General features: G+C 72.3%; 13 protein-coding genes. 8 read left to right on the top strand and 5 right to left on the bottom strand.

Features of this window, described 5'->3' with window-relative positions; translation table 11 throughout:
- Positions 1-81 precede the first annotated feature (81 nt).
- The 4 genes from CRP39_RS11645 to CRP39_RS11630 are packed head-to-tail and all read left to right on the top strand — an operon-like array spanning position 82 to position 8088.
- On the top strand, positions 82-1674 hold the full coding sequence (locus CRP39_RS11645) for a hypothetical protein (RefSeq protein WP_143426617.1): 1593 nt from the start codon (positions 82-84) through the stop codon (positions 1672-1674).
- A complete protein-coding gene (locus CRP39_RS11640) occupies positions 1671-2531 on the top strand; it encodes a hypothetical protein (protein WP_097206545.1) in 861 nt (286 codons plus the stop codon). Before CRP39_RS11645 ends, CRP39_RS11640 begins: the two co-directional genes overlap by 4 nt.
- Positions 2528-6997 (top strand): coiled-coil domain-containing protein, encoded by a 4470-nt coding sequence (locus CRP39_RS26795; protein WP_097206544.1) that lies wholly within the window; start codon positions 2528-2530, stop codon positions 6995-6997. The genes CRP39_RS11640 and CRP39_RS26795 overlap by 4 nt, the downstream gene beginning before the upstream one ends.
- Positions 6994-8088: a hypothetical protein gene (locus CRP39_RS11630; protein ID WP_097206543.1), complete on the top strand. Its 1095-nt coding sequence runs from the start codon at positions 6994-6996 to the stop codon at positions 8086-8088. Before CRP39_RS26795 ends, CRP39_RS11630 begins: the two co-directional genes overlap by 4 nt.
- Here CRP39_RS11630 and CRP39_RS11625 read toward each other — a convergent pair.
- The 4 genes from CRP39_RS11625 to CRP39_RS28025 all read right to left on the bottom strand — a co-directional run bounded on the left by CRP39_RS11625 (position 8064) and on the right by CRP39_RS28025 (position 11750).
- The gene (locus tag CRP39_RS11625; RefSeq protein ID WP_281253768.1) at positions 8064-8459 is read right to left on the bottom strand and encodes a bifunctional 3,4-dihydroxy-2-butanone-4-phosphate synthase/GTP cyclohydrolase II; all 396 of its coding nucleotides are present in this window, start codon (positions 8457-8459) and stop codon (positions 8064-8066) included. The genes CRP39_RS11630 and CRP39_RS11625 overlap by 25 nt on opposite strands.
- Before the next feature lie 311 nt (positions 8460-8770).
- On the bottom strand, positions 8771-9625 hold the full coding sequence (locus tag CRP39_RS11620) for a hypothetical protein (protein ID WP_143426616.1): 855 nt from the start codon (positions 9623-9625) through the stop codon (positions 8771-8773).
- Positions 9626-10481: 856 nt separating this feature from the next.
- The gene (locus CRP39_RS11615; RefSeq protein WP_097206541.1) at positions 10482-11621 is read right to left on the bottom strand and encodes a hypothetical protein; all 1140 of its coding nucleotides are present in this window, start codon (positions 11619-11621) and stop codon (positions 10482-10484) included.
- The gene (locus tag CRP39_RS28025) at positions 11622-11750 is read right to left on the bottom strand and encodes a hypothetical protein (protein ID WP_260180057.1); all 129 of its coding nucleotides are present in this window, start codon (positions 11748-11750) and stop codon (positions 11622-11624) included. It abuts the gene before it with no gap.
- A gap of 392 nt (positions 11751-12142) precedes the next feature.
- Between CRP39_RS28025 and CRP39_RS11605 the strand changes: the two genes are divergently transcribed.
- Together CRP39_RS11605 and CRP39_RS11600 are read left to right on the top strand one after the other, a co-directional pair.
- Positions 12143-13297 (top strand): hypothetical protein, encoded by a 1155-nt coding sequence (locus CRP39_RS11605; protein WP_097206539.1) that lies wholly within the window; start codon positions 12143-12145, stop codon positions 13295-13297.
- A 62-nt stretch (positions 13298-13359) separates the two neighbouring features.
- Complete coding sequence (locus tag CRP39_RS11600) at positions 13360-14271, top strand: phosphorothioated DNA-binding restriction endonuclease (RefSeq protein WP_216359699.1); 912 nt, start codon at positions 13360-13362, stop codon at positions 14269-14271.
- A 19-nt stretch (positions 14272-14290) separates the two neighbouring features.
- Here the strand turns inward: CRP39_RS11600 and CRP39_RS11595 are convergent, their stop codons facing one another.
- Positions 14291-15031: a zinc-ribbon domain-containing protein gene (locus tag CRP39_RS11595; protein WP_097206538.1), complete on the bottom strand. Its 741-nt coding sequence runs from the start codon at positions 15029-15031 to the stop codon at positions 14291-14293.
- Between the two features lie 396 nt (positions 15032-15427).
- On the opposite strand from CRP39_RS11595, the gene CRP39_RS11590 reads away from it, so the two are divergent.
- Together CRP39_RS11590 and CRP39_RS11585 are read left to right on the top strand one after the other, a co-directional pair.
- Positions 15428-16996: a hypothetical protein gene (locus CRP39_RS11590; protein WP_097206537.1), complete on the top strand. Its 1569-nt coding sequence runs from the start codon at positions 15428-15430 to the stop codon at positions 16994-16996.
- Positions 16997-17351: 355 nt separating this feature from the next.
- On the top strand, positions 17352-18944 hold the full coding sequence (locus CRP39_RS11585) for a hypothetical protein (protein ID WP_143426615.1): 1593 nt from the start codon (positions 17352-17354) through the stop codon (positions 18942-18944).
- Positions 18945-19160 lie beyond the last annotated feature (216 nt).

Genomic DNA, 19160 nt, shown 5'->3' with positions numbered 1-19160 from the left:
TTGTCCGTGCCGCATGGTTCACTCCGGCAACTCCCCCCAGACGGCCGGGGTGAACGGTGACCCGCGAGAAGGGGGGTGGTGATGTTCGAGCCGAGTCGGTCAGCTCCGCCCGGCACGACCAGCGAGAGCCGTGCGGTCTTCGACACCGCCTTCGGTGATCGGGTCCGTGCCCTGCTGCGCGGCCGACCGTTGGCCGGTGACGCCGGCCGGCAGACGTGGGCCGAACAGCGGTACGACCTGCCAACTTTGGCGCTGGCTGCCGTCGACGCGATCATCGCGCGGCAGGGGTTCGACGACGAGCTCACCTATGACGAGGCTGTCGACGTCCTCACACGGCTGGCCGCGGCCTCGCACCCGCATCGGCCCGCAACCGAGCACGACGAGGTCGCCGAACACGTCCTGGACACCCTGCTGAACCGTCGAGAGCGGGAGGCGCCGTTCCGATACCGAGTGTCGGACTACGCGCTCGAGGCCGACCAGATCACCCACCGGGCCCTGACCCTGGAGTTCCGGCTGGTCACGGAACACGAAGACCGCAGCCGCGACACCGTCGTCCTGCGGGCGACCACCGACGCGATCAACGCTCTGGTCGGCGGCCTGGAGTTCGACGTCGAGGACGAGCAGGCCGCCAACGACCTGATCTTCTCCCGGCAGCTGGAACGCGGCGCGTTCGGGCAGGCCGAACGCGCCGCCGAGCGCAACCGCGGCCTGTCGGTCCGGTACGCCGAGGAAGTCCGCGCTCTGCTCACCGACACCGTTCGCGACATCAGGTCGGTCGCCGACCGGTGGTCGGAGGAGGTGCCGGAACTGCTGACCCGCAACCGGGACCACATCGCCGAGCGGCTGACCGCCGAGCAGAAGCTGCTCGACCACATCCGTACCGCCCTGGACACCGCCGAGGACGCCCCCGTCGCCGCGACCGCGGCCCGAATCGCGGCCCTGCTCGACGAGTGCCGCCGCCGGCACACCGAGCTGCATGGCCGGATCGTTATCGCCCGTAACGTCTTCCTCGAAGAACAGACTCGGCAGTCCTTCCGGCCGCTCGGCCGGATTGGCAACCCCGACGTCAGCGCCACGTTCACCGAGCTGCTGGCCCTCCCGCGCAAGCTCGCCCAAGACCCCGCGGAGGCTTTCGCCGAGCTGACCGCCGGCCCCCGGCCGCCACGCCTGATCCGCCTGGGGGACCTGCTGGAGGACCTGCTGGCACCCCGTCGGGAACGCCCACCGGACCCGCCTCCGCCGGACCTCGAGGAGATCGGTGAGGACGAGCCACCGGCCGTCGCGCCCGCAGTGATCGCGGCGGCCGCAGCGGTCGTCGACGCCACCGGCCTGCCGGCGCGCCTGAGCACCCTGCTGACCGCCGCGCGGACCGCCACCATGCCCGACGGCGTGACGGCCGCCGACGTCGAGCGGTTCCTCGTGCTCGCCGTCTTGTGGACCTATGCCCCCGAGGCGGTCACCGACACCGCGGCCGCCGTCGACGCCGCAGCCGCTGTGCTCGGCCCGGTCGCCGTCGTCGACACCGACGGTGCCCCGCTGCACGTAGACGGCTGGGCCGGCGACGACCTTCTTGTCGCCGGCACCGAGGCCGACCTCTACCGCCTTGCTCAGCAGACCCCGGCGCAGCAAAGCCCGCCCCCCGCGCCGGCAGAACCCGACCAGGAGCGCCCGTGACCGTCACCTCGACCGATCTGCGCGAGGTCGGCATGCTGATCACCTGCGCCCTGCGCCCGAAGCTCAACCCGGCCGCGGACACCATGTACCGGCAACTGCTGGGCCGCTACCGCACCGAGCAGGAGTTCCGCACCGCCACCGGGTACGTCCTCGACGGCATGGACCTCGTCGTGCTCTCCGACGCCGCTGACCTCGGGCTGATCCTCGGCCCACGCCGCGACTCACTGTTCGCCGCCCGCCTCGCCGACGTGCCCAACACCGCCGGCGTCGAGCAACGACTGCTGGTCGGCCTGATCACCGCCGGCGTGGCCGCCTACGCCTACCCCACCCCGGCCGACTTCGACGACGACCGCGTCCGGTACGTCCGCGTCGCGGACCTGGAACGCTTCCTGCGCGAAACCTGCGAAAATCTCAAACGGACCGCCGACGCGCCGTTGGATGACGAGGGGCTGGAAGAGGCGTGGCGCGCCTACGAGCGGATGCCCGCCGTCCGCCGCGCCGAAAAGGGCCGCACCACCGGGCGGCTCACCCCGGCCTGCACCACCTACTGGGTCACCAACGTGCTGCAGTGGCTGACCGACCAGGGCCTGGCCCGCCTTACCGAACGCCACGGCCCGGAGACGTTCCAGCTGCTGGAGCGCTTCCGCGTGCAGGTCCGCGAGCTCAGCGGCCACGAGGCGTACAAGCTGCTTGCCGAGGCGCGCACGCACGACAGTGGCTTGGACGCCACCGTGCCACCGGAGCCGCCGATCAGCCTCGAGGACGTGGTCGACCTGGGCGGCGCCGGGCCAGATGAAGCCGGGCACCAGGAGGCTGAGCAGCATGACATCCAGCAAGACGACGGGGTGAGCCAGTGAGCTACCAGCTGAGCAGGGTCCGTCTGGCCAACGTCGGTGACCGGGCCGCACGCTTCCACGACGTCACCCTGGATCTGGCTGCCCCCGCTGCAGCCGGAGGCGACCCGCTGGACTCGATCCTCTGGCTGCGCAACGGCGGCGGCAAGAGCAGCCTGCTCAGCCTGTTCTTCGCCCTCGTCCTCCCACTGCGCCGAGACTTCCTGGGTGCGACCGTCAAGCGGTACCTGGAGGACTACGTCTCCGACGGCGACACCAGCCACACCGTCGCCGAGTGGTCCGACGGCCGCGGGGACGCCCTGTTCGACGACGGCCAGCGGCTGGTCACCGGCGCGGTGTACGAATGGGAGGACCGGCGCAAGCCGGCCGATCCCGACCGCAACCGGGACAAGCTGAAGGTCACCTACTACGCGTTTACCGCCACGCCAGGCGTCCTCACCCTCGACACGCTCCCGCTGACCGAAGCCGACGGCCGGCCGACCGACCGCGCCGGCTACGTGCGGCGGCTGCGCAACCTGGCCGCCGAGTACCCGCAGCAGCTGCAGTTGGTGACCACCGAGGGGCGCAGCCAGTGGATGACCGCGCTGACCGAGCGGCACCTGGACCCCCAGCTGTTCCGGTACCAAAAGAAGATGAACCACTCCGAGGGCGGCGTCGCGGAGCTGTTCACCTTCGACACCCCGGGCAAGTTCATCGACCTGCTCATCGATCTCACCGTCGACCCCGGCGAACCCGACCTCGTCGCGAAGAACCTGCGCGACGTCGCCGACATCCTCGCCGCCAAGCCCCGCCACCAGCTCGGAGCGCAGTTCTGCGAGACGCTCGCCGGCAAGCTCGACGCGCTCGCCGCCGAGCACACGGCCGCCACCGACGCCCGGGACGCCGCCCGGGACGCCGCCGAGAACGCCCACACAGTCGCCGCCTCGCTCGCCGCAGCCGCCAACCTGCACACCGCCACCCAGCAGCGGCTCAACGGCTCGGTGCCCGGACTGCTAGAAGCGTCCCGCGAAGCCGACCGCGAGCGCACCCGCCTCGGCGCGATCAGCAACGAACTGCTGCTGCGCGCCGAGGGGTTTCGGCACATCGCCGCAACCGCAGAGCTGGAGAAGCGGACCGCGCTCGCCCGCGGCGCCGCGCGCACCGTCGCCGCATGGGAGGCCGTCGGCCCGCTGGCCGAGCAGTCCGAGGCCATCGAGCAGGCCGCTGAACTGCGCCGTCAGCTCGAGGCCGAGGAGGAGGCTAACGCCCCCAAGCGGGACCGCCGCGACGAGGCCGCGCTGGCGCTGCGCACCCGCTACCGCAGCCTGCAGGCCACCGAAGCCGGCCAGGACGCCGAAACCACCGCCGAAGCGACCGCGGCTGCGGCCGAGGGCAGACGACTGCGCGCCGAGCAGCGCAGCACCGACAGCAGGCGGGCCACCGCCGCCGCCCGCCGGGACACCGTCGAGCAGCAGATCACCGCGGTGACCACAGCCCTCACCGGCGCGGTCGCCGCCGGAGACCTCCCCAGCACGGACACCGACCCGTCGGAGCACGTCGCCGCGGTAACCGCCAAGCGGGAGTCGGCGACGACCCGTCTGTCGGACGTGCGGGCAGCCCGCGCGACCCGTATCGACGAGCGCAGCGTGCTGGCCGAGCAGCGCCGCGCCGCCACCGGCCGCCGCAGCGCCTGGGACAGCGAACGGGCCGCGCTCGCGACCGAACACGGTAAGCTGGCCAACCGCGCCGCGACGCTCGCCGCCAACGACCGGCTGCACGAGCTGCTGCAGCTCGACGCCGACATTCCCGTCGACCTGTGGGCCGATCCGGTCCGACTGCAGGCCACGCTGACCCGGGCGGCCACGGACGCCGACGCGGCCGTCATCGCCGCCGGCGTCGACGCCGCCGAGGACATCCGGGCCCTCGACGCGCTGGCCACCACCGGCTTCCTGCCCACCACCCGCGATGCCCAGCGGGTTACCGACGCGCTCACCGCCGCCGGGATCACCGCCCGCCCCGGCTGGGACCTGCTCCGGCAAGTCCTCGACGACGGCAGCCGCACCGCCGCGCTGCGGACCCCTGCGCTGGCGGCGCTGGCCGCCGGCGTTGTCGTCACCGGCGACGATCTCGGCCCGGCCCGGCAGGTGCTCACCGACCCGGCCCTGACCACCGTCGCCCACGTGCCCGTCGCGACCGCCGCGCAGCTGGAAGCCGCCGTCCACGCGGCACCGGCGGGCTGGGCGGTGGCCGCACCGACTGCGGCCCTGTTTGACGCCGGGGCCGCCGACACCGACCGCGCCGACCGGGAGCGGCGCGGCAGCAGCCGTGAGCAAGCGATCCTGGCCTGGACCGCGCAGGCCCGCGCCGACCGGGAACTCGCCGCCGAGCTGCAGAAGCTGCTCACCGACTGCCCGGCCGGTCACCTGGACGCGCTGGCCACCGAACTGCGCGAAGCAGAGCAGGCTGTCGACCGCCTCGACGGCGAGCTGGCTGACCTCGCCGCGCAGGCCACCGCCCTCGACGACGACGACCGGGCCGACGCCGCCACCGAGATGCAGCTGAGCACCCTGCTCACCGACCTCGGCGGCCGGCTGGCGCGGCTGACCGGACTCGCCGCGCAGGTCGCCACCCTGCCAGGGCTGCGCGCCGAGCTCGACGAACTCATCGCGACCGTCACCGACCTCACCGGTCATGCCGAGCAGCTGGGAGCAGAGGCCACCGAGCAGGAGCAGCTGCACACCGCCGCGACCGAGCGCGCCGCGTCCGCGCGGGCCACCGCGGTCCGCTACGGCGAGGACGCCGCCGCGATCACCCTGCTCGGGGGGACGCCCGCCGCCGAGCGCGCCGGCGCCGGTGAGGTGACTGACGACATCTCGGTGCCGCTGTCCACGCTGCAGAGCCGGTTCGCGACCGCCGACAGCGATTGGGCACAGGTCACGGCGAACTCCGTCCTCGCCGACCGGTTGGCGCGGCAGATCGCCCGCGAGGCCGAAGCGGCCCGCCAGCTCGCCGGCGTGCCCACTGACGTCCTCGACCTGGCGGGGGAGCTGCTGACTCGACCCGAGGGGCAGGACGTCCGTCGCCGCGCGGACGCTCTCACCGCCGCCCGCGAGACGGCGTCGACGGCGTCGGAGGAGGTCGGGCGCGCCGACGCGGAGGTCAAGGCCGCCGAGGCGGCGGTGCGGGACGCCGCGGCCGTCCGCGAGCGTGAGCGTCGCGCCGCTGAACTGGAGCGGGAACCGGTCGACGCCGCCGACGCCCGCGAGCAGGCCGCTCGGTACGCCGCAGCTGCCACGGAGGCATCCACGCGCACGACCACGCTGGCTCGGGAGGCTGAGGACGCCCGCGCGAAGGCGCTGGAGGCGAGCTCCTTCGCCGGCGTGTTCGGCCAGCAGGTGCAGCGGCTGCGCGATGCCGCCGGCCCGGCGCCGCTGGACGCGCCAGAAGCGGCCGACAGCACGCCGCTGATCGTCGGCCCGTACCTCGGCAGCACCGACGACGCTGAGGCTCTGGTCCAGGCCACCCTCGGCGAGCTCAACGGCGCGAAGGCCGCGGCGGAGACCGCCCGCGGCAAGGTCAGCCGCGCGGCGCACGCTGTCCGCGACGCCGCGGCGAAGTTCACCGGCATCGAGGACCCACTCAAGGAGCGCTTCCTCTCGGACGACCCCGAGCAGCTGGCCGAGTTCGCCGCCGTCCGCGCCCAGAACCTGCGGGACCGCCGGCAGGTGCTGCTGGGCCTGCTCGCCGACATCGGCAAGGACCAGGCTCTGGTGGTCACCCAGGTGGCGGCCCTTGTCACCGACGTGTTCACCACCCTCGCCGGCGCGCAGCGGCACTCCAAGCTGCCCGGCTCGCTCGGGGAGTGGTCGGACCAGCAGTTCCTCACCATCCGCTTCACCAAGCCCGGCAGCGACGACGACCTGCGGGCCCGCATCAGCGCGGTCATCGAGCAGATCGTCGCCGAGGGCTCCAAGCCCGAGGGGCTGTCGCTGCTCAAGCGCTGCGTCCACGAGGCCGTCGCCCCGCGCGGGTTCACCGTCACCGTGCTCAAGCCGAACAGCTCGCTGACCGTGGAACCGCTGGACATCACCATGCTGGGGAAGTACTCCGGCGGGGAGAAGCTCACCGTCTGCGTCGCCCTGTACTGCACCCTCGCCAGGCTGCGCGCGGTCAACCGAGGCCAGGGGCACGTCGGCGGAACGCTGGTGCTCGACAACCCGCTCGGCACCGCCAGCCACGTGGAGCTCCTGCGGCTGCAGCGCGACGTCGCGGCCGCTCACGGTGTCCAACTGGTGTTCACCACCGGCGTGGAGGACTTCGGGGCGGTCGGGCAGTTCCCTAACGTGCTGCGGCTGCGCAACAGCCCTGGCACGCTGCGCCACCGCCGGTACGTCACCGTCGCCGCCCGCGGCGGCTCCGCGGTCGACCCTGACGGTGACGAGCCGGGCATCACCGGCGTGCGCGTCACCCGCACCGGAGCACCTGTGTGAACACCGACGCGCTTCCCAGCCCGGCGCTGAGCCCGCTGGCGGCCCATCTGTCCGCCGTCGTCGTCGCGCACCGCCGGCAGACCGTCGACCTGGACGTGTTGTACCGGGCAGCCGTCGACTTCGACCGGTCGCTGGCCACCTCGGTCACCGGCCGGCAGGAGCTGCTGGACGCGCTTATCGAGCTCGACAGGGGCGACATCGCCGCCTTGCCCCGCGGCCGCGAGCACTTCGACCGCCGCAGCACCCCACCGCTGCCGCAGTGGGTGCGGCGCCCGTCCGCGGGCCGCCGCACGGCACCGGAGGGCCGGACCCGGGTCTGGCCCAGCGCGCTGCAGCCGGCGGCGGCGATGGCCCGCCGGCCCGATGAGTTCACCGTCCTCGACGTCGTCGCCGAGTTCCTCCGCCGCGGCGGCGCGGACCGGATCAGCGTCCCGGTCCGGGAGCGGAGCCTGGAGCTGTTTGGTGACGAGAAGCGGCTGGACACGCTGCTGGCCAGCCGCCTGTTCACCTCACACGCGCTGACCCTGGAACTGCTTCGCTGCCACCCCGTGCCGATGCCCTTCGCCGCCCAGTGGGTGCCCGGCGCCCCGACCGGTGAGGTGACGCTGCTGGTCGCGGAGAACCACCACACGTATGCGTCCCTGCTGGAGGCCACCCGCGCACACGCCGCAGCCGGCGGCTCAGCCCGGTGGGTGGGCTACGGCGGCGGGCAGCAGTTCTGCTCGTCGGTCGCCTCGGTGCCGCTGCTGGTGCCGGTACCAACCCGCATCCAGTACTTCGGCGACCTGGACCTGCGAGGCCTGGAAATCCCGACGATGGCGTCAGCAACCGCGACCGCCGCCGGCCTGCCTCCGGTGCAGCCGGTGATGCGGCTGTACACCGCGCTGCTCGCCCACGGGCGGAAGGCGCCGGCCATCGCCGTCGCAGAGTCTGCCGCCGGCGCGGCCGCGGCGTGGCTGGGACCGCTGGCCGGTGACGCGGCCGCCGTGCTCACCGGTGGGCACCGGCTCGCCCAGGAGGCAGTCGGGCTGGAGCTGCTGTTGGAGCATCCGGAGTGGCTGCTCGATCAGCCCGAACTTGGCTCTGCCTGACGGCTTGCCCTGCCTGGCTCGCGGATCAGCGGTCGGTCGGCAGCGTCACGGACGCCGAGGTCGCTGAGGATCTGCGCCCCCACGCCGTAGTTGCGAAAGTCGACGGGAAGTCCCAGGGCGGTGTTGGCGACGGTGTCCAGCCCCTGTTCCTGTAGCGCGTAGGCGCGGATCTTGTGGGCGAGGCCGATGCCGCACCCCTCGTGCCCGCGCAGGTAGACGACCGCGCCGCAGCCTTCGGCTGCCACCGCCGCGAGAGCCTGCTCGAGTTGGCTCCCACAGTCACACCTCAAGGACCCCAGGATGTCCCCGGTCAGGGTCAGGCCGGCCTTGACCGCGGCCAGCGTGCTGAGGCCGATCTCGTTGAGCTTCATGTGTCCTCCGCTCGGATTGGTTGACGAGTGGGAACGGTGCGCAGTCGTCGTGGATGCGCAATGAGCTGGTCGGCGGTCAGCCGCGTGGGGGACGGCCAGTTGTCGGTCCCTGCCTGCGTCGAGGAAGCCGGACGGCCGCGGGCCACAGGCAGCTGCAGACCTTGGCACGACTGAGCACCCGGACGTCGGGTCGTAAGGCCTGGCTGTGCCCCCTGAGCCGCACGGCCTCGCATCCTGCGCGGGATGCGAGGCCGTGCTGGTCAACTGTTGGCGGCTCGGACTGAGGGGGGAGCGGCGCGCCGGCGCGGAACTCAGCAGAGGGTCGAGTGGATCGCGGCCACGACGCCGAGGAGGTCGTTCAGGGTGCCGGGGAACGTCTCCTGGACCCGGTCGGCGATCCTGCGTTCGGCGGTACCGACGCCGAGGCGGGCGTCAAGGTAGCCCTGCATCCGTGCACGCGAGTGCTCTCTCGTGACGAGCAGCGCCACCGGCAGGAGCGCCACGTCCACGTTGGGGTGCGTGAGGGCGGTGATGGTCACGTGCGACCAGGCCTGGTCGCGGTGGTGTTCCGCGATCGCGGCGATGGTCTGTGCGGTTGCGCGGGGGTCGCGGATCACCATCCAGGCGATCGACGGGCCTCGTTCGGCCAGCGCGGTGAGTGCGGACACGGGGGTGAGGTTCCCTGCGGCGAGCCGCTCCGCCTCCCACAGGTGGACCTGCGCAGCCAGTTGCGCGGCCGTGGCGTCGTCCAGGTCGGCGATGCGCCTGACGATGCCGTCGCAGAACCGGCTGCCGGTGATCTGCTTGAGCTGGTCGAGGGTGAGGGTCTGGTCGCACTCGAGTGCCTGCCGGACCATCCGCACGGAGTTGTCGGACAGTGGGTCGGCGTCGGTCCAGCCGCCCTGCTCGGCGAGGGTGAACGCGGCGCCGCGGCGGCCGATTTCCTGGGCGATCAGCGGCGCGTCGGCTCCCGACCGGAGCGCGGTGAACTGCAGGACCTCGGTCGACAGCGCGGCGAGGCGGCCGGCGACGTCCCCGTTGGGCGTCCAGGGGAACGCTTCGCGGAGACTGCCCCGGACGACGTCGGGGGGTAGGAGCGCGGTGCGGTGCAGGAGGTCGTCGGTCGGGTTGTCGCGGAGCCGCGCGACTCGCTGCTTGCGGCTCATCCGGGCCAGCTCGCCGCACGGCCGGCAGAGCGGTCCGGTCGCCTCGCGGTAGCGGCTGGGGCCGACCGGGTCGCTGCAGCGGTGGCAGCGTGCGGTGGCGGCCCGGGCGGTGTCTGCGGAGCTCGCCGGGGGCTGGACGGTCGTGTCGCTGAGGGCGCCCCCTGCCCGTGACTGGGGCGGGGCGAAGGGGGTGTGATGGTCCTGCGATGGGCTGTTGTGCTCGGTCATGGACGGCACTCGTGCCGAGACGTCGGGGGTGCGCAATCGGCTCCGGGGTTGCTGTCGCCGGTGTGCGCTCGCGGTCGGCGGCGCACGGCCGCGCCAGAGCGTGTCTACCAACCTGGCGTACCGGGGGACCGCTAGGAGCTGAGGCGGTAGCCGAACCCGTAGGACCGTCGGAGACGGTGCTGGAGACGGCGAGGGAGGTGATTACCGACGCTGGGTTCGTGCGGACGGTGCGCGGTGCGATCGTCGGCGCTGGTCAGACGGGGCCTGCCTGCACTGGCGGCAGCGCCGTTGCGCCGACTACCTCGACCTGCTGACGCGTGTCGGTGAGTGTCGATGAGTTCTTGCACGGGATTGGCACGGGGTCTTGCTGATGCCACCTCTTGCGGCCGTGCCAACCCTGCGCCGGCGTCATGGTTTGCGTCGGGCCACGTCTCGCGCGCGCCAGAACTTGCCCGCGTCAATCTCGTCAGCGCTGCAGTCGGGGCGCTCCACCTGCGGCTCCTGCGGCACGACTCGACCGACGGCCGGTTCACCCTGCGTCACCGTCGGCGGCGTAGACCGCCGTCCACCCGGACGGCAGCTGGCGGCCGACTGTCCGAGGTCGTCGGGCGAGGGGCGCGTAGGCGGCTCAGCTCGAGGTGGGCTGCCCATGCGCGTCGCGCGCCCGCTTCAACTCGAGATCCAGCTGTCCGAGCTGCCCAGCGAGCATGGTCGCCACCTGAGCCGACCGCCCCGGGTGGCCGACGGCGAGGAGGAGGTCCGCACTCGCGCCAGCGACGAGGTCGGCACGACGACGCGGGATGTCGAGCACCTCGATGCGGAACAGTTCCGCGGCGTCGGCGGGGGTGGCGCACATGCGCACGAGCGGTGAGTCGAGGGCTCGCTCGTAGTTGCGGTGCCCGATGCCGACGTACATCGGCACGCTGCGGTTGGCCAGCGCCAGCTGCAGGGCGTCGAACACCTGGTCGAGTTGCTCGCGCTCCCCGCCGCCGTAGTCGACGACGATGGCAGCGGGCGCGCTGAGACACAGGGCGTCCACGGCGCGCACCATCGTCGCCGTGAGGGCGGGATCGCCGCGACGCACGGTGACCGTCTGCAGGCTGACGCCCGGCAGCTGTTCTAGCTTGCCCAGGACGTCGCGCGGAGCCGCCGAGCCGCCCGGGGTGATGACCCCGACGACGATGTCGTGCTCCTCCGACTGACGTGCCCGCGGCAGGCGCGCGAGCGCGGTCGCCGTGCTCAGGTCGGCGGCCACCGGCGCGTAGTTGTTCACGTAGACGCCGTCGACCGCCTGACCGGTCCGCCGGAGTTGCTTGGCTCGGGCGTGCAGGGCGTTGTCGACTGACTGCATCCGGCCTTCCAGTGCGACGCGCTCTTCCTCACTGATGTCCGGGGCGATGATCACGTCGTACCGTCCGCAAGACGCTGAGCCAGCCAACCCGAGGCGGCCCCGGTTGAGGGCATCGCGCATCGCGATCATGTCGTCCACACCGCTGGCGCCCACTCCTGACGCGGCGATCGCCTCGTAGAGCGCTGCGCTGAGCTCAGCGTGTCGGGCCCGGGCCGGGTGCTGCGACGCCCGCTGGATCCCCACCCGCAGAGTGCTGCGGTGCTGGTCACCCGGCCGAAGGCCGACATGACGGGCCAGTGCGGCCTCGATGGCCGACTGCGCGTCTTGCAGGACGTCCTTGTCGGCTTCGCTGGCGGGAGTCACCAGGAGGCGGGTGACGTCGCCGGAGCCCGGGACGAAGGCGCTGTGCGCCCGCATTCAGGCATCAGCGGCTGCGGTGGAACCCTCCGCGACCAGTCCGACCCAGACGGCGAGGATCGCGAGGTTGGTGGAGCTAAAGGTGTCGGGCGTCGCCGCGGGAAGAGGATCGGCGTCAGCCGTGGTCATGGCCGCACTCTGCCAAGCGTGCGCCGACGCGCTGGACGGCCCCGGCGGCCGAGAACCCCGCCGGTCAACGACACCGCCGAGACGCACACCTCCAGGCCGAGCATCGAGTCCCTCTGGGCCGACGCCCCGGACAGCTCGGGCTCAAGGTGGACCTGCGCGATCTCATCCAAGCCGGGCTCGCCCACTACTGAGGCACGACCTCGAGCAGCGGACGCGGACCACACCGCCCGGCGCCCGCCGTCACCGACCGCGGACGACACCGGGCCCGTCGCGACCTCCGACCACGGACCGGCCGGCGCGTCGGCGTGGGGCGGCGTCCGCGCCCAGCGCCTCCCGCAGACTGCCGTCATGCTCGCCGCCGGACCCGGCGCCATCCACCACGGAGGACCCCTGTGACGCTGCCGTCCGACGCTCCCGGCATGTTCGGCTACCTGGTGACCCGACTAGCCGCACATCCGGAGAACGTGGCCACCGACGCCCTGCACTACGTGCTGAGCACCTCGCCGATAGTCGGTCGCGCACTCGAGGACCATCTGCGCCGCGTCGTCGACCTGCCGGTCGGCCTGCACTACGACGTCCAGGCCGCCGCCGACGACGGATCCATCCCCGACCTGGCCGGCGTCGCCGAGGACGGCAGCACCCCGCTCCTGCTTGAGGCCAAGTTCTACGCCGGTCTCACCGCGAACCAGCCGGTCGGCTACCTGCGGCGGCTGCCGGCGGCGCGGCCGGCGCTCCTGCTGTTCGTCGTCCCGGCCGCGCGCCTGGAACTGCTGTGGACCGAGGTAACCGCCCGCGCCGGGCTCACCGATCCCACCGCCCCGGCGGGGGACTTCCGGCAGGTGGCCGTCAACGACCGGCACACGCTCGCCATGACGAGCTGGCGGGCCCTGCTCGCGGTGCTGGCCGAGGCGGCGGTCGCGTCCGGTGACCAGGCCGCGGCCGCGAACCTCGCCCAGCTGCGCGGGCTGTGCGAGCGCATGGACGACCAGGCGTTCCACCCGATCGCTCCTGAAGAGCTCAGCGGGTCGGTCGCCGTACGCCTGCAGCAGTACCTCGGTCTGATCAACAAGGCGGTCGACCGGCTTATCGACGCCGAGGTGGCCACCACCGGCTCCAACGACTTTAGGCGCGGAGGCCTGCGGGCCGGCGTTCAGTGGTGGGGCCGGTACTTCGGCGTCTCCGGCACCTCCTGTCTGCTGCGGATCTCCGCAGGTCCGTGGGCGCGAGACCGGGCGACGCCGCTGTGGCTCCAGATCGGCTACAACAGCAGCCCGCCCCCGGCGGCCATCCACGCCGCCCTCAAGCCGCTGCAGGCCGAGCGCAACCGGGTGTTCCGCCGCCATACCTGCGTGGACGTCGCCATCGACCTCCTCCCCGGCGCCGAGGAAGACGCTGTCCTCGACCACATCACCCGGCAGATCGAGCGCGTCGCCGCCTGCCTGCCCGGCCTCGGCACACCCGGCGTCGACGCCGCACCGGCGGCCGAGGACGACGACCTTCCCGGTGACGACCTCACGCCCGACGACGGTGCTGGCACCCCGGCATGAGCTGCCCGCCGTCGCCGGCGACGCCTGCCGCGCCGGAGATGGCGACCGGGCACCATGACCCGGTGACGCAGCGGTGGCTCGAGCGGATACGGGACATCCGCACGTGGGTTCGGGAAGGGCAGCGCGCGCCGCATAAGCCGCTACTGCTGCTGTGGATGCTCGGCCGCGTCCAGGCCGGACGTACCGGCCCGGTGACCTTCGCCGAGCTGGAGGAACCGGTCCGGGGGCTGCTGCGCGACTTCGGCCCACCGCGGGCCAGCTACCACCCGGAGTTCCCGTTCCACCACCTGACCAGCGACGGGCTGTGGATCATCACCGACGCCGCCGGCGCCGACGCTCGTGTGCTGGATACCTCGGTGACCAGGCTGCGCGCCGCCGGCGCGATGGGCCGGCTGGAGCCGGCGTTCGAGGAGGCGCTGGTCGCCGACCCCGACCTGCTCGTCACCGTGGCGCACACCCTGCTGGACGCGAACTTCCCCGCGTCGCTGCATGACGACCTCGCCGCCCGCACCGGGCTGACACTCGAGTCCGACGCGCCGATCCCGAGCGCGGGCAGCGGTCGCGCCCGGGCACGCCGCGATCCGGCCTTCCGCAGCGCGGTGCTGGTGGCCTACGAGTACCGCTGCGCCATGTGCGGCTTCGACGGGTGGCTCGCCGGGGAGGCCGTGGGCCTGGAGGCCGCACACGTGCGCTGGTGGAACATCGGCGGCCCGAACACCGTCGACAACGGGCTGGCGCTGTGCGCTCTCCACCACCGGCTGCTCGACCGGGGCGTGCTGGGCCTCGGCGACGACGGCACGGTCATGGTGTCCCAGCACTTCGTCGGGCGGACCACGTCAGCACAGACCCAGGTCCTCCACCTGGCGGGTGCGCCGCTGCTGCCGCCGCAGACGGGCACGGCTCCGGTGGCCCCACACCACCGTGGATGGCACACGACCCAGGTGTTCCGCGGGCCGGCGCGCGCGGCCGCCTGAGCCGCGCCTCACGACAGGGTCAGGACCGCCTCGCTGGCCGTCTCGTCCGGCGTCGCGTCGGCGCGGGTGCCGGCCGCTCCTCTGGGGCGGGATCGTGCCGCGAACCGGGAGCGCAGGTCAGCCAGGCGGGCGTCCGCCTGCGCAGCTGCGAGGGGCCGGCCGCGGCGTCGGTAGGCGATGGCTGCTCGGCGGTCAGCAGGTCCGGGCGGAACTCGGCGACGCGGTCGAGGACGGCAGCGGTGACGACGTCGATCGCGTCGTCCTCCCCGACGACGACGTCAGCGGCGGCCAGCGGGCACAGCGCCGCCTCCCGGACCCGGATGACCGTGTACCCGGCCTCGGTCAGCAGGGCGGTCTTCTCGCGGTCCCGCTGCTCCTTGTCCTCTCCGGCGTGCCAGTACTCGCCGTCGTACTCCACGACCAGACGGCGCTCCCGGTCGAGGATGTCCGCCTCCAGCGCCCGCCGCCCGGGCAGTTCGACGCGGCGGTCCTCGACGTCCAGACCGGGGAACACAGCGGCGAGCTCCGCGGCGAGCCGGACCTCCCGGATGGACACCGCGACCACCGTGCACCACGGGCACCCCCGGCCCCTGACCCGGTTGACCCCGCTGGCCTCCCACCGGTGGTCGGGTGCGACGGAGCAGGCCCACCACAGCTTCCTGTTCGTGCCGGCGACCACCTGGTCGGGCGTGATGCCACCGTTGGCCGCCACATCGAACTGCGCGGCGAGCTCCGGGTGGTTCATCAGGCTGTTGGTCACCGACGCCTGCAAACCCCGGCACGCCGGGCACCCCGACTTCAGACCGTGGAGTGCACCCCCATCGCCGCATCGACCAGGTGCCGCGGTGAAGTCCGGTCAAGCTGCGGGCTGACGACGCCTGGCAAGTCGGCACGCGGTCGCGGGTCTGTGGCGGCCAGGTGACGCTGGCCGGGTGAGACTGCGTCGCGGTGGTGCCAGCGAGGCGACGGCTGGCGCGAGCGCGTGGCCTACACCGCCGCCGGCACAAACGGGCCGGTGCGCGTGGTTGCCCGCGCGAGGGACGCACCTTCGGCCGGGCCGGCCGGATCCGCCGGCGGAACAACTGGTTGACCGACCGAGCCCTGTGCCTGAAAGTGTGACGACGCAGCGCCACGGGGGGCCTCACTATGCGTATTCGTGCCCATGCCAGTTGACGGCACCGTTAGCGAAGGGCTCCGCCGTCCGCTCTTCACACGGCTGTCGGCGATCCTCTGCGCCGTCGGGGTGCTCACCGCGTGCGGCCAGGGGTCGTCGCCCACGGGAACCGCCGATGTTCCCGCCGCCGAAGCCTTCAGCGCCGAAACGTCACCGGCACCGGAGTTGCCGTTGGGCTGGTCCCTGCTCGACGTGATGAGGCAGGTGCCCGATCCGTTCCCCAACGAGGAGGTCGAAGACGTCGACTGCCCCACGCGGGACTGGTGCCTGGTACTCACCGATCGGCGCACGTTCGAGTTCGCCGACGGAAGGTTGGCAGAGCCTGCGTTGATCGCCGCCGACGCAGGGAACGTTCCCACGCTCACGGAGCGGGTCTCCTGCTCCTCCCCGAGCTTCTGCATCCTCAACGCCGGTGGCAGTTTCCGCACGTACGACGGTGAATCGTGGACACTGCGCGTCCCGGCCGGCACCTTCTTCGGCGAGTGCCCGCGGGACGACTACTGCTTCGCGGTCGATTCCGACGCGAGAACTCTCCGCACCTTCGACGCTGGGCAGATCCAGCAACAGGCGCTGGCCGACCTGGTGCCCGAGTCGTACCCCGGTGGGGGTGCGTCGGGGGCAGGACCGGAGTGCGCGGCGGGGGAGGACTTCTGCGTCGCCTACCTCGGATCGGTGTCCTCCAACCACACGATCCTGGCCTGGACGGCGTCGGGCTGGTCGGTTCTTCAAAATCTGCCATCGGGGACCTATGCGGAACCCGACTTCGGCTGCGGACCGGGACCGACCTGCATGCTCCTCGCGCCCGGCAAGGCGTTCCTCTCCGCCGACGGTGGCGAGTTCGTCCCGATTGAGTCGCCGTCCTCGCCTGCGGTTGACGCGTACACGCTGTCGTGCGGTGGTCCGCGGCTGTGCCTGGCCGTCGGCGTGCGCCACGATCTGTGGATCTGGAACGGGCGATCGTGGACGACCGAGCCGGCACCGGACTACATCGGCACATCGACCCGTATCCACTGCCTGAACGAGGAACTGTGCCTGGCCGTCGTGCCGGACAACGACACCCACATTGCCGCCTACCGGCGAGGAGCGCCAGCAGACCCGCAGCCGGCGCCGTCCGCGCCGTCCGCGGGCCAGGTCACCATCTCCCTCGACGGCTTCGGACCGTTCGACTGGGGCAGCTCACAGGCTGACGCCGAGGAGGCGCTGGGCGCGGGCTTCCTCACGCAGGATCTGGGGTTGGGCTGTGCGCAGGGGCAGCTGCCGGGATTCGATGACGTCGTCTTCGCCATCGAAGACGGCGTGGTGACCGGGGCCACGGTCTTCGCCGCAGACGTGGAGTCCGACACCGGCATCACCGTCGGTGACCCGGTTGAGGAGGTCACCACGCAGTACCCGGATGCGGTGGCCGAACCGGACCCCAGTGACGCGCTGAGCACGCGGTACCGGGTCGTCGACGATGGCCGGAGCGCCCAGTTCCTCAGCTCCGACGGAACGGTGGTGGAAGGGATGGCTTTCGGCCTGGAGAGCGCGGTCGGCGAGGCGCCGTGCGTCTGATCAACCACAGGCAGCATCGGCCGCCGACAGCGGCGCTGCTGCTGACCTGACCTTGCCTCACCGTCCCGGCGAGGCGCACAAGACAACGGGGAGTCCGATGAAGGCAGCTCGGTGGACGGTCCTGGTCACCGTGGTGACACTCTTCGCCGCTGGGTGCACCGACGCGGCCGATCCGACGTCCGCGACGTCTCCGTCGGAGGGGGTACGCATCGACGCGGCTCAGGCAACCGACGTCCCGGTCAGCGACAAGTGGTCGGTACAGGTCCCTCCGGGCGCTGCTCCCGACGGCGCCACGATGAGCGCGGAGCTGCGCGATCCGGCCGCCGTCGCGCCCGCCGTCCTGGACGTCGCCGGGGTGCAGTTGCTCGAGGCGGCCGACGTGACCTTGAGCTCGGGGCAGCCGAAGCAGCCGCTGGTCCTCACCTACCAACTGGACCAGCCGCTGCCGGAGAACTCCGTGCTGTATGTGGTCCACGCCGACGGGACGTCCGAGGACGTGCTCGCCGCCGCCGACGGCGCCACGGCGACCGTGCCCAGCGAGGTCCTCGTCGCCGACATGTCACCGGACCGGCGGACCGGCACGGTCACCGTCGACCATCTGAGCCTGTTCCAGTGGTTCGCCGGCGCGTCCACCAACCTCATCGGCCGGTTCACTGGGCAGCGCGCCGACCCACCGAACTGTCCTGGCCCCTACCCGCCGTGGATGACTCAGCTGCCGGTTTTCCTCGACGAGCAGAACGCGCCCATGCGGGTGTGCGTCGAGCGGGACGGCAAGGACCCGGACACCGCCGTGGTGAAGATAGCCAACAACCGCGGCGGGTACATGCGGATCACCTCGCCGGTCACTCCGTCCTGGGCGTGGCAGTCGATGTTCGGGGCGGACATCCAGACCTGGCAGTTCGACCTGGCGGCCGCCGCACTGAGCGGCTTTGGGGTTCCGGCCAACGAGTTGTCCCGCAGTTGGCTGCTTCCACCTGGCGCTCAGGTCCACATCGGCTTTAGTCGGCAAGCCGTCGCCGACCAGAACCCACTGACGATCCGCGGGCGCCTGCCGCTCCTCGGCGCGGTCGGCGGAGCGGTCCATCACGCCATCAACGCCGCCGCCGACCCGAGCAGTCAACTGCTGATGCTCGGCATGTACGGCGTGTGTGCGCAGAGCGCCAGCGCAGCCGCGGCCGACAACTTCGACGCCGCGGGCCTGGCGCAGGCCTCGGCGCAGTACATCGGCTGCGTCCTCGATGATCCCGATCACGTGGTGCGCTACCTGAAAGGCAAGATCTCCGCCGACACATGGCGGTCGATGGAGCGGGCCGTGGGCCAGGCAATGGCCGGTGCGGTGCAGAAGCTCGGCTGGCTCCTAGGGGTCGGGCAGCTGGCGTTCGTCGCCCTCGACCTGGGAGCCACCTTCGCTCTGAACGCCACTCCGGGTGCGTGGACGATCACGCTGTACCCGCCGCTGCCGCGCGCCGGCGGATCGGGTGGCGGTGTCCGCGCCGCCGACCTGGCCGGCGCGCAGGTCCCGAGCTTGTGTGGGCACCCCGCCGGACAGCTAGTCGACGGGAAGCTGCCGATCGACAACCCGTCGGCGGGGTTCGTGTCCCTGGTGCTAGAGCCGAGCGGCATGGTGCCTGGGCCGCTGCTGGGCGACGTGACCGGTGACGGGCTCCGCGACGCGGTCGTCGTGGCCGAGTGCAGCACCGGCGGGGTGTCGTGGCCGATGCACCTGCTGCTGTACGGGCCCGGCCCCAAGCTCCTCAGCGCCGTCGACCTGGGCCCAGAGACATCGCTGGAGCACGCCGACGTGACCGGCCTGCAGGCCGAGGGAACCGATGTGGTCGTCACCTGGAACGGCTACGAAGGTGCTGGCGGAGATCCGCTGATTTTCTCCGGTCGACTGCACTACGAGGACGGTCAGCTGCAACTACTCGACGCCGGCGCGATCGACTGATGTGACTGCCGCGACGGTGATCGCCCCGGCTCGGACGTCCAAGGCTGGGACGGCGGCCCAGGTATGAGCACACGACTGCCAGATCCATCGACACCGGACTACTGCGGTGGGTGCCCTCGCGGCGGTCAGGTGCGCCCTCGCCGCCGCCCCGGGCCTGTCCGCCGTACGGCTCGGGGTCGTGACCCCACCTCCGACGCGTACGGCCACGTACACGTA

This window comes from Geodermatophilus sabuli (genome assembly GCF_900215145.1).
Lineage (GTDB): Bacteria > Actinomycetota > Actinomycetes > Mycobacteriales > Geodermatophilaceae > Geodermatophilus > Geodermatophilus sabuli.
The sequence above is the reverse complement of the archived record's forward strand: the minus strand, read 5'-3'. Positions and strand labels throughout refer to the sequence as shown.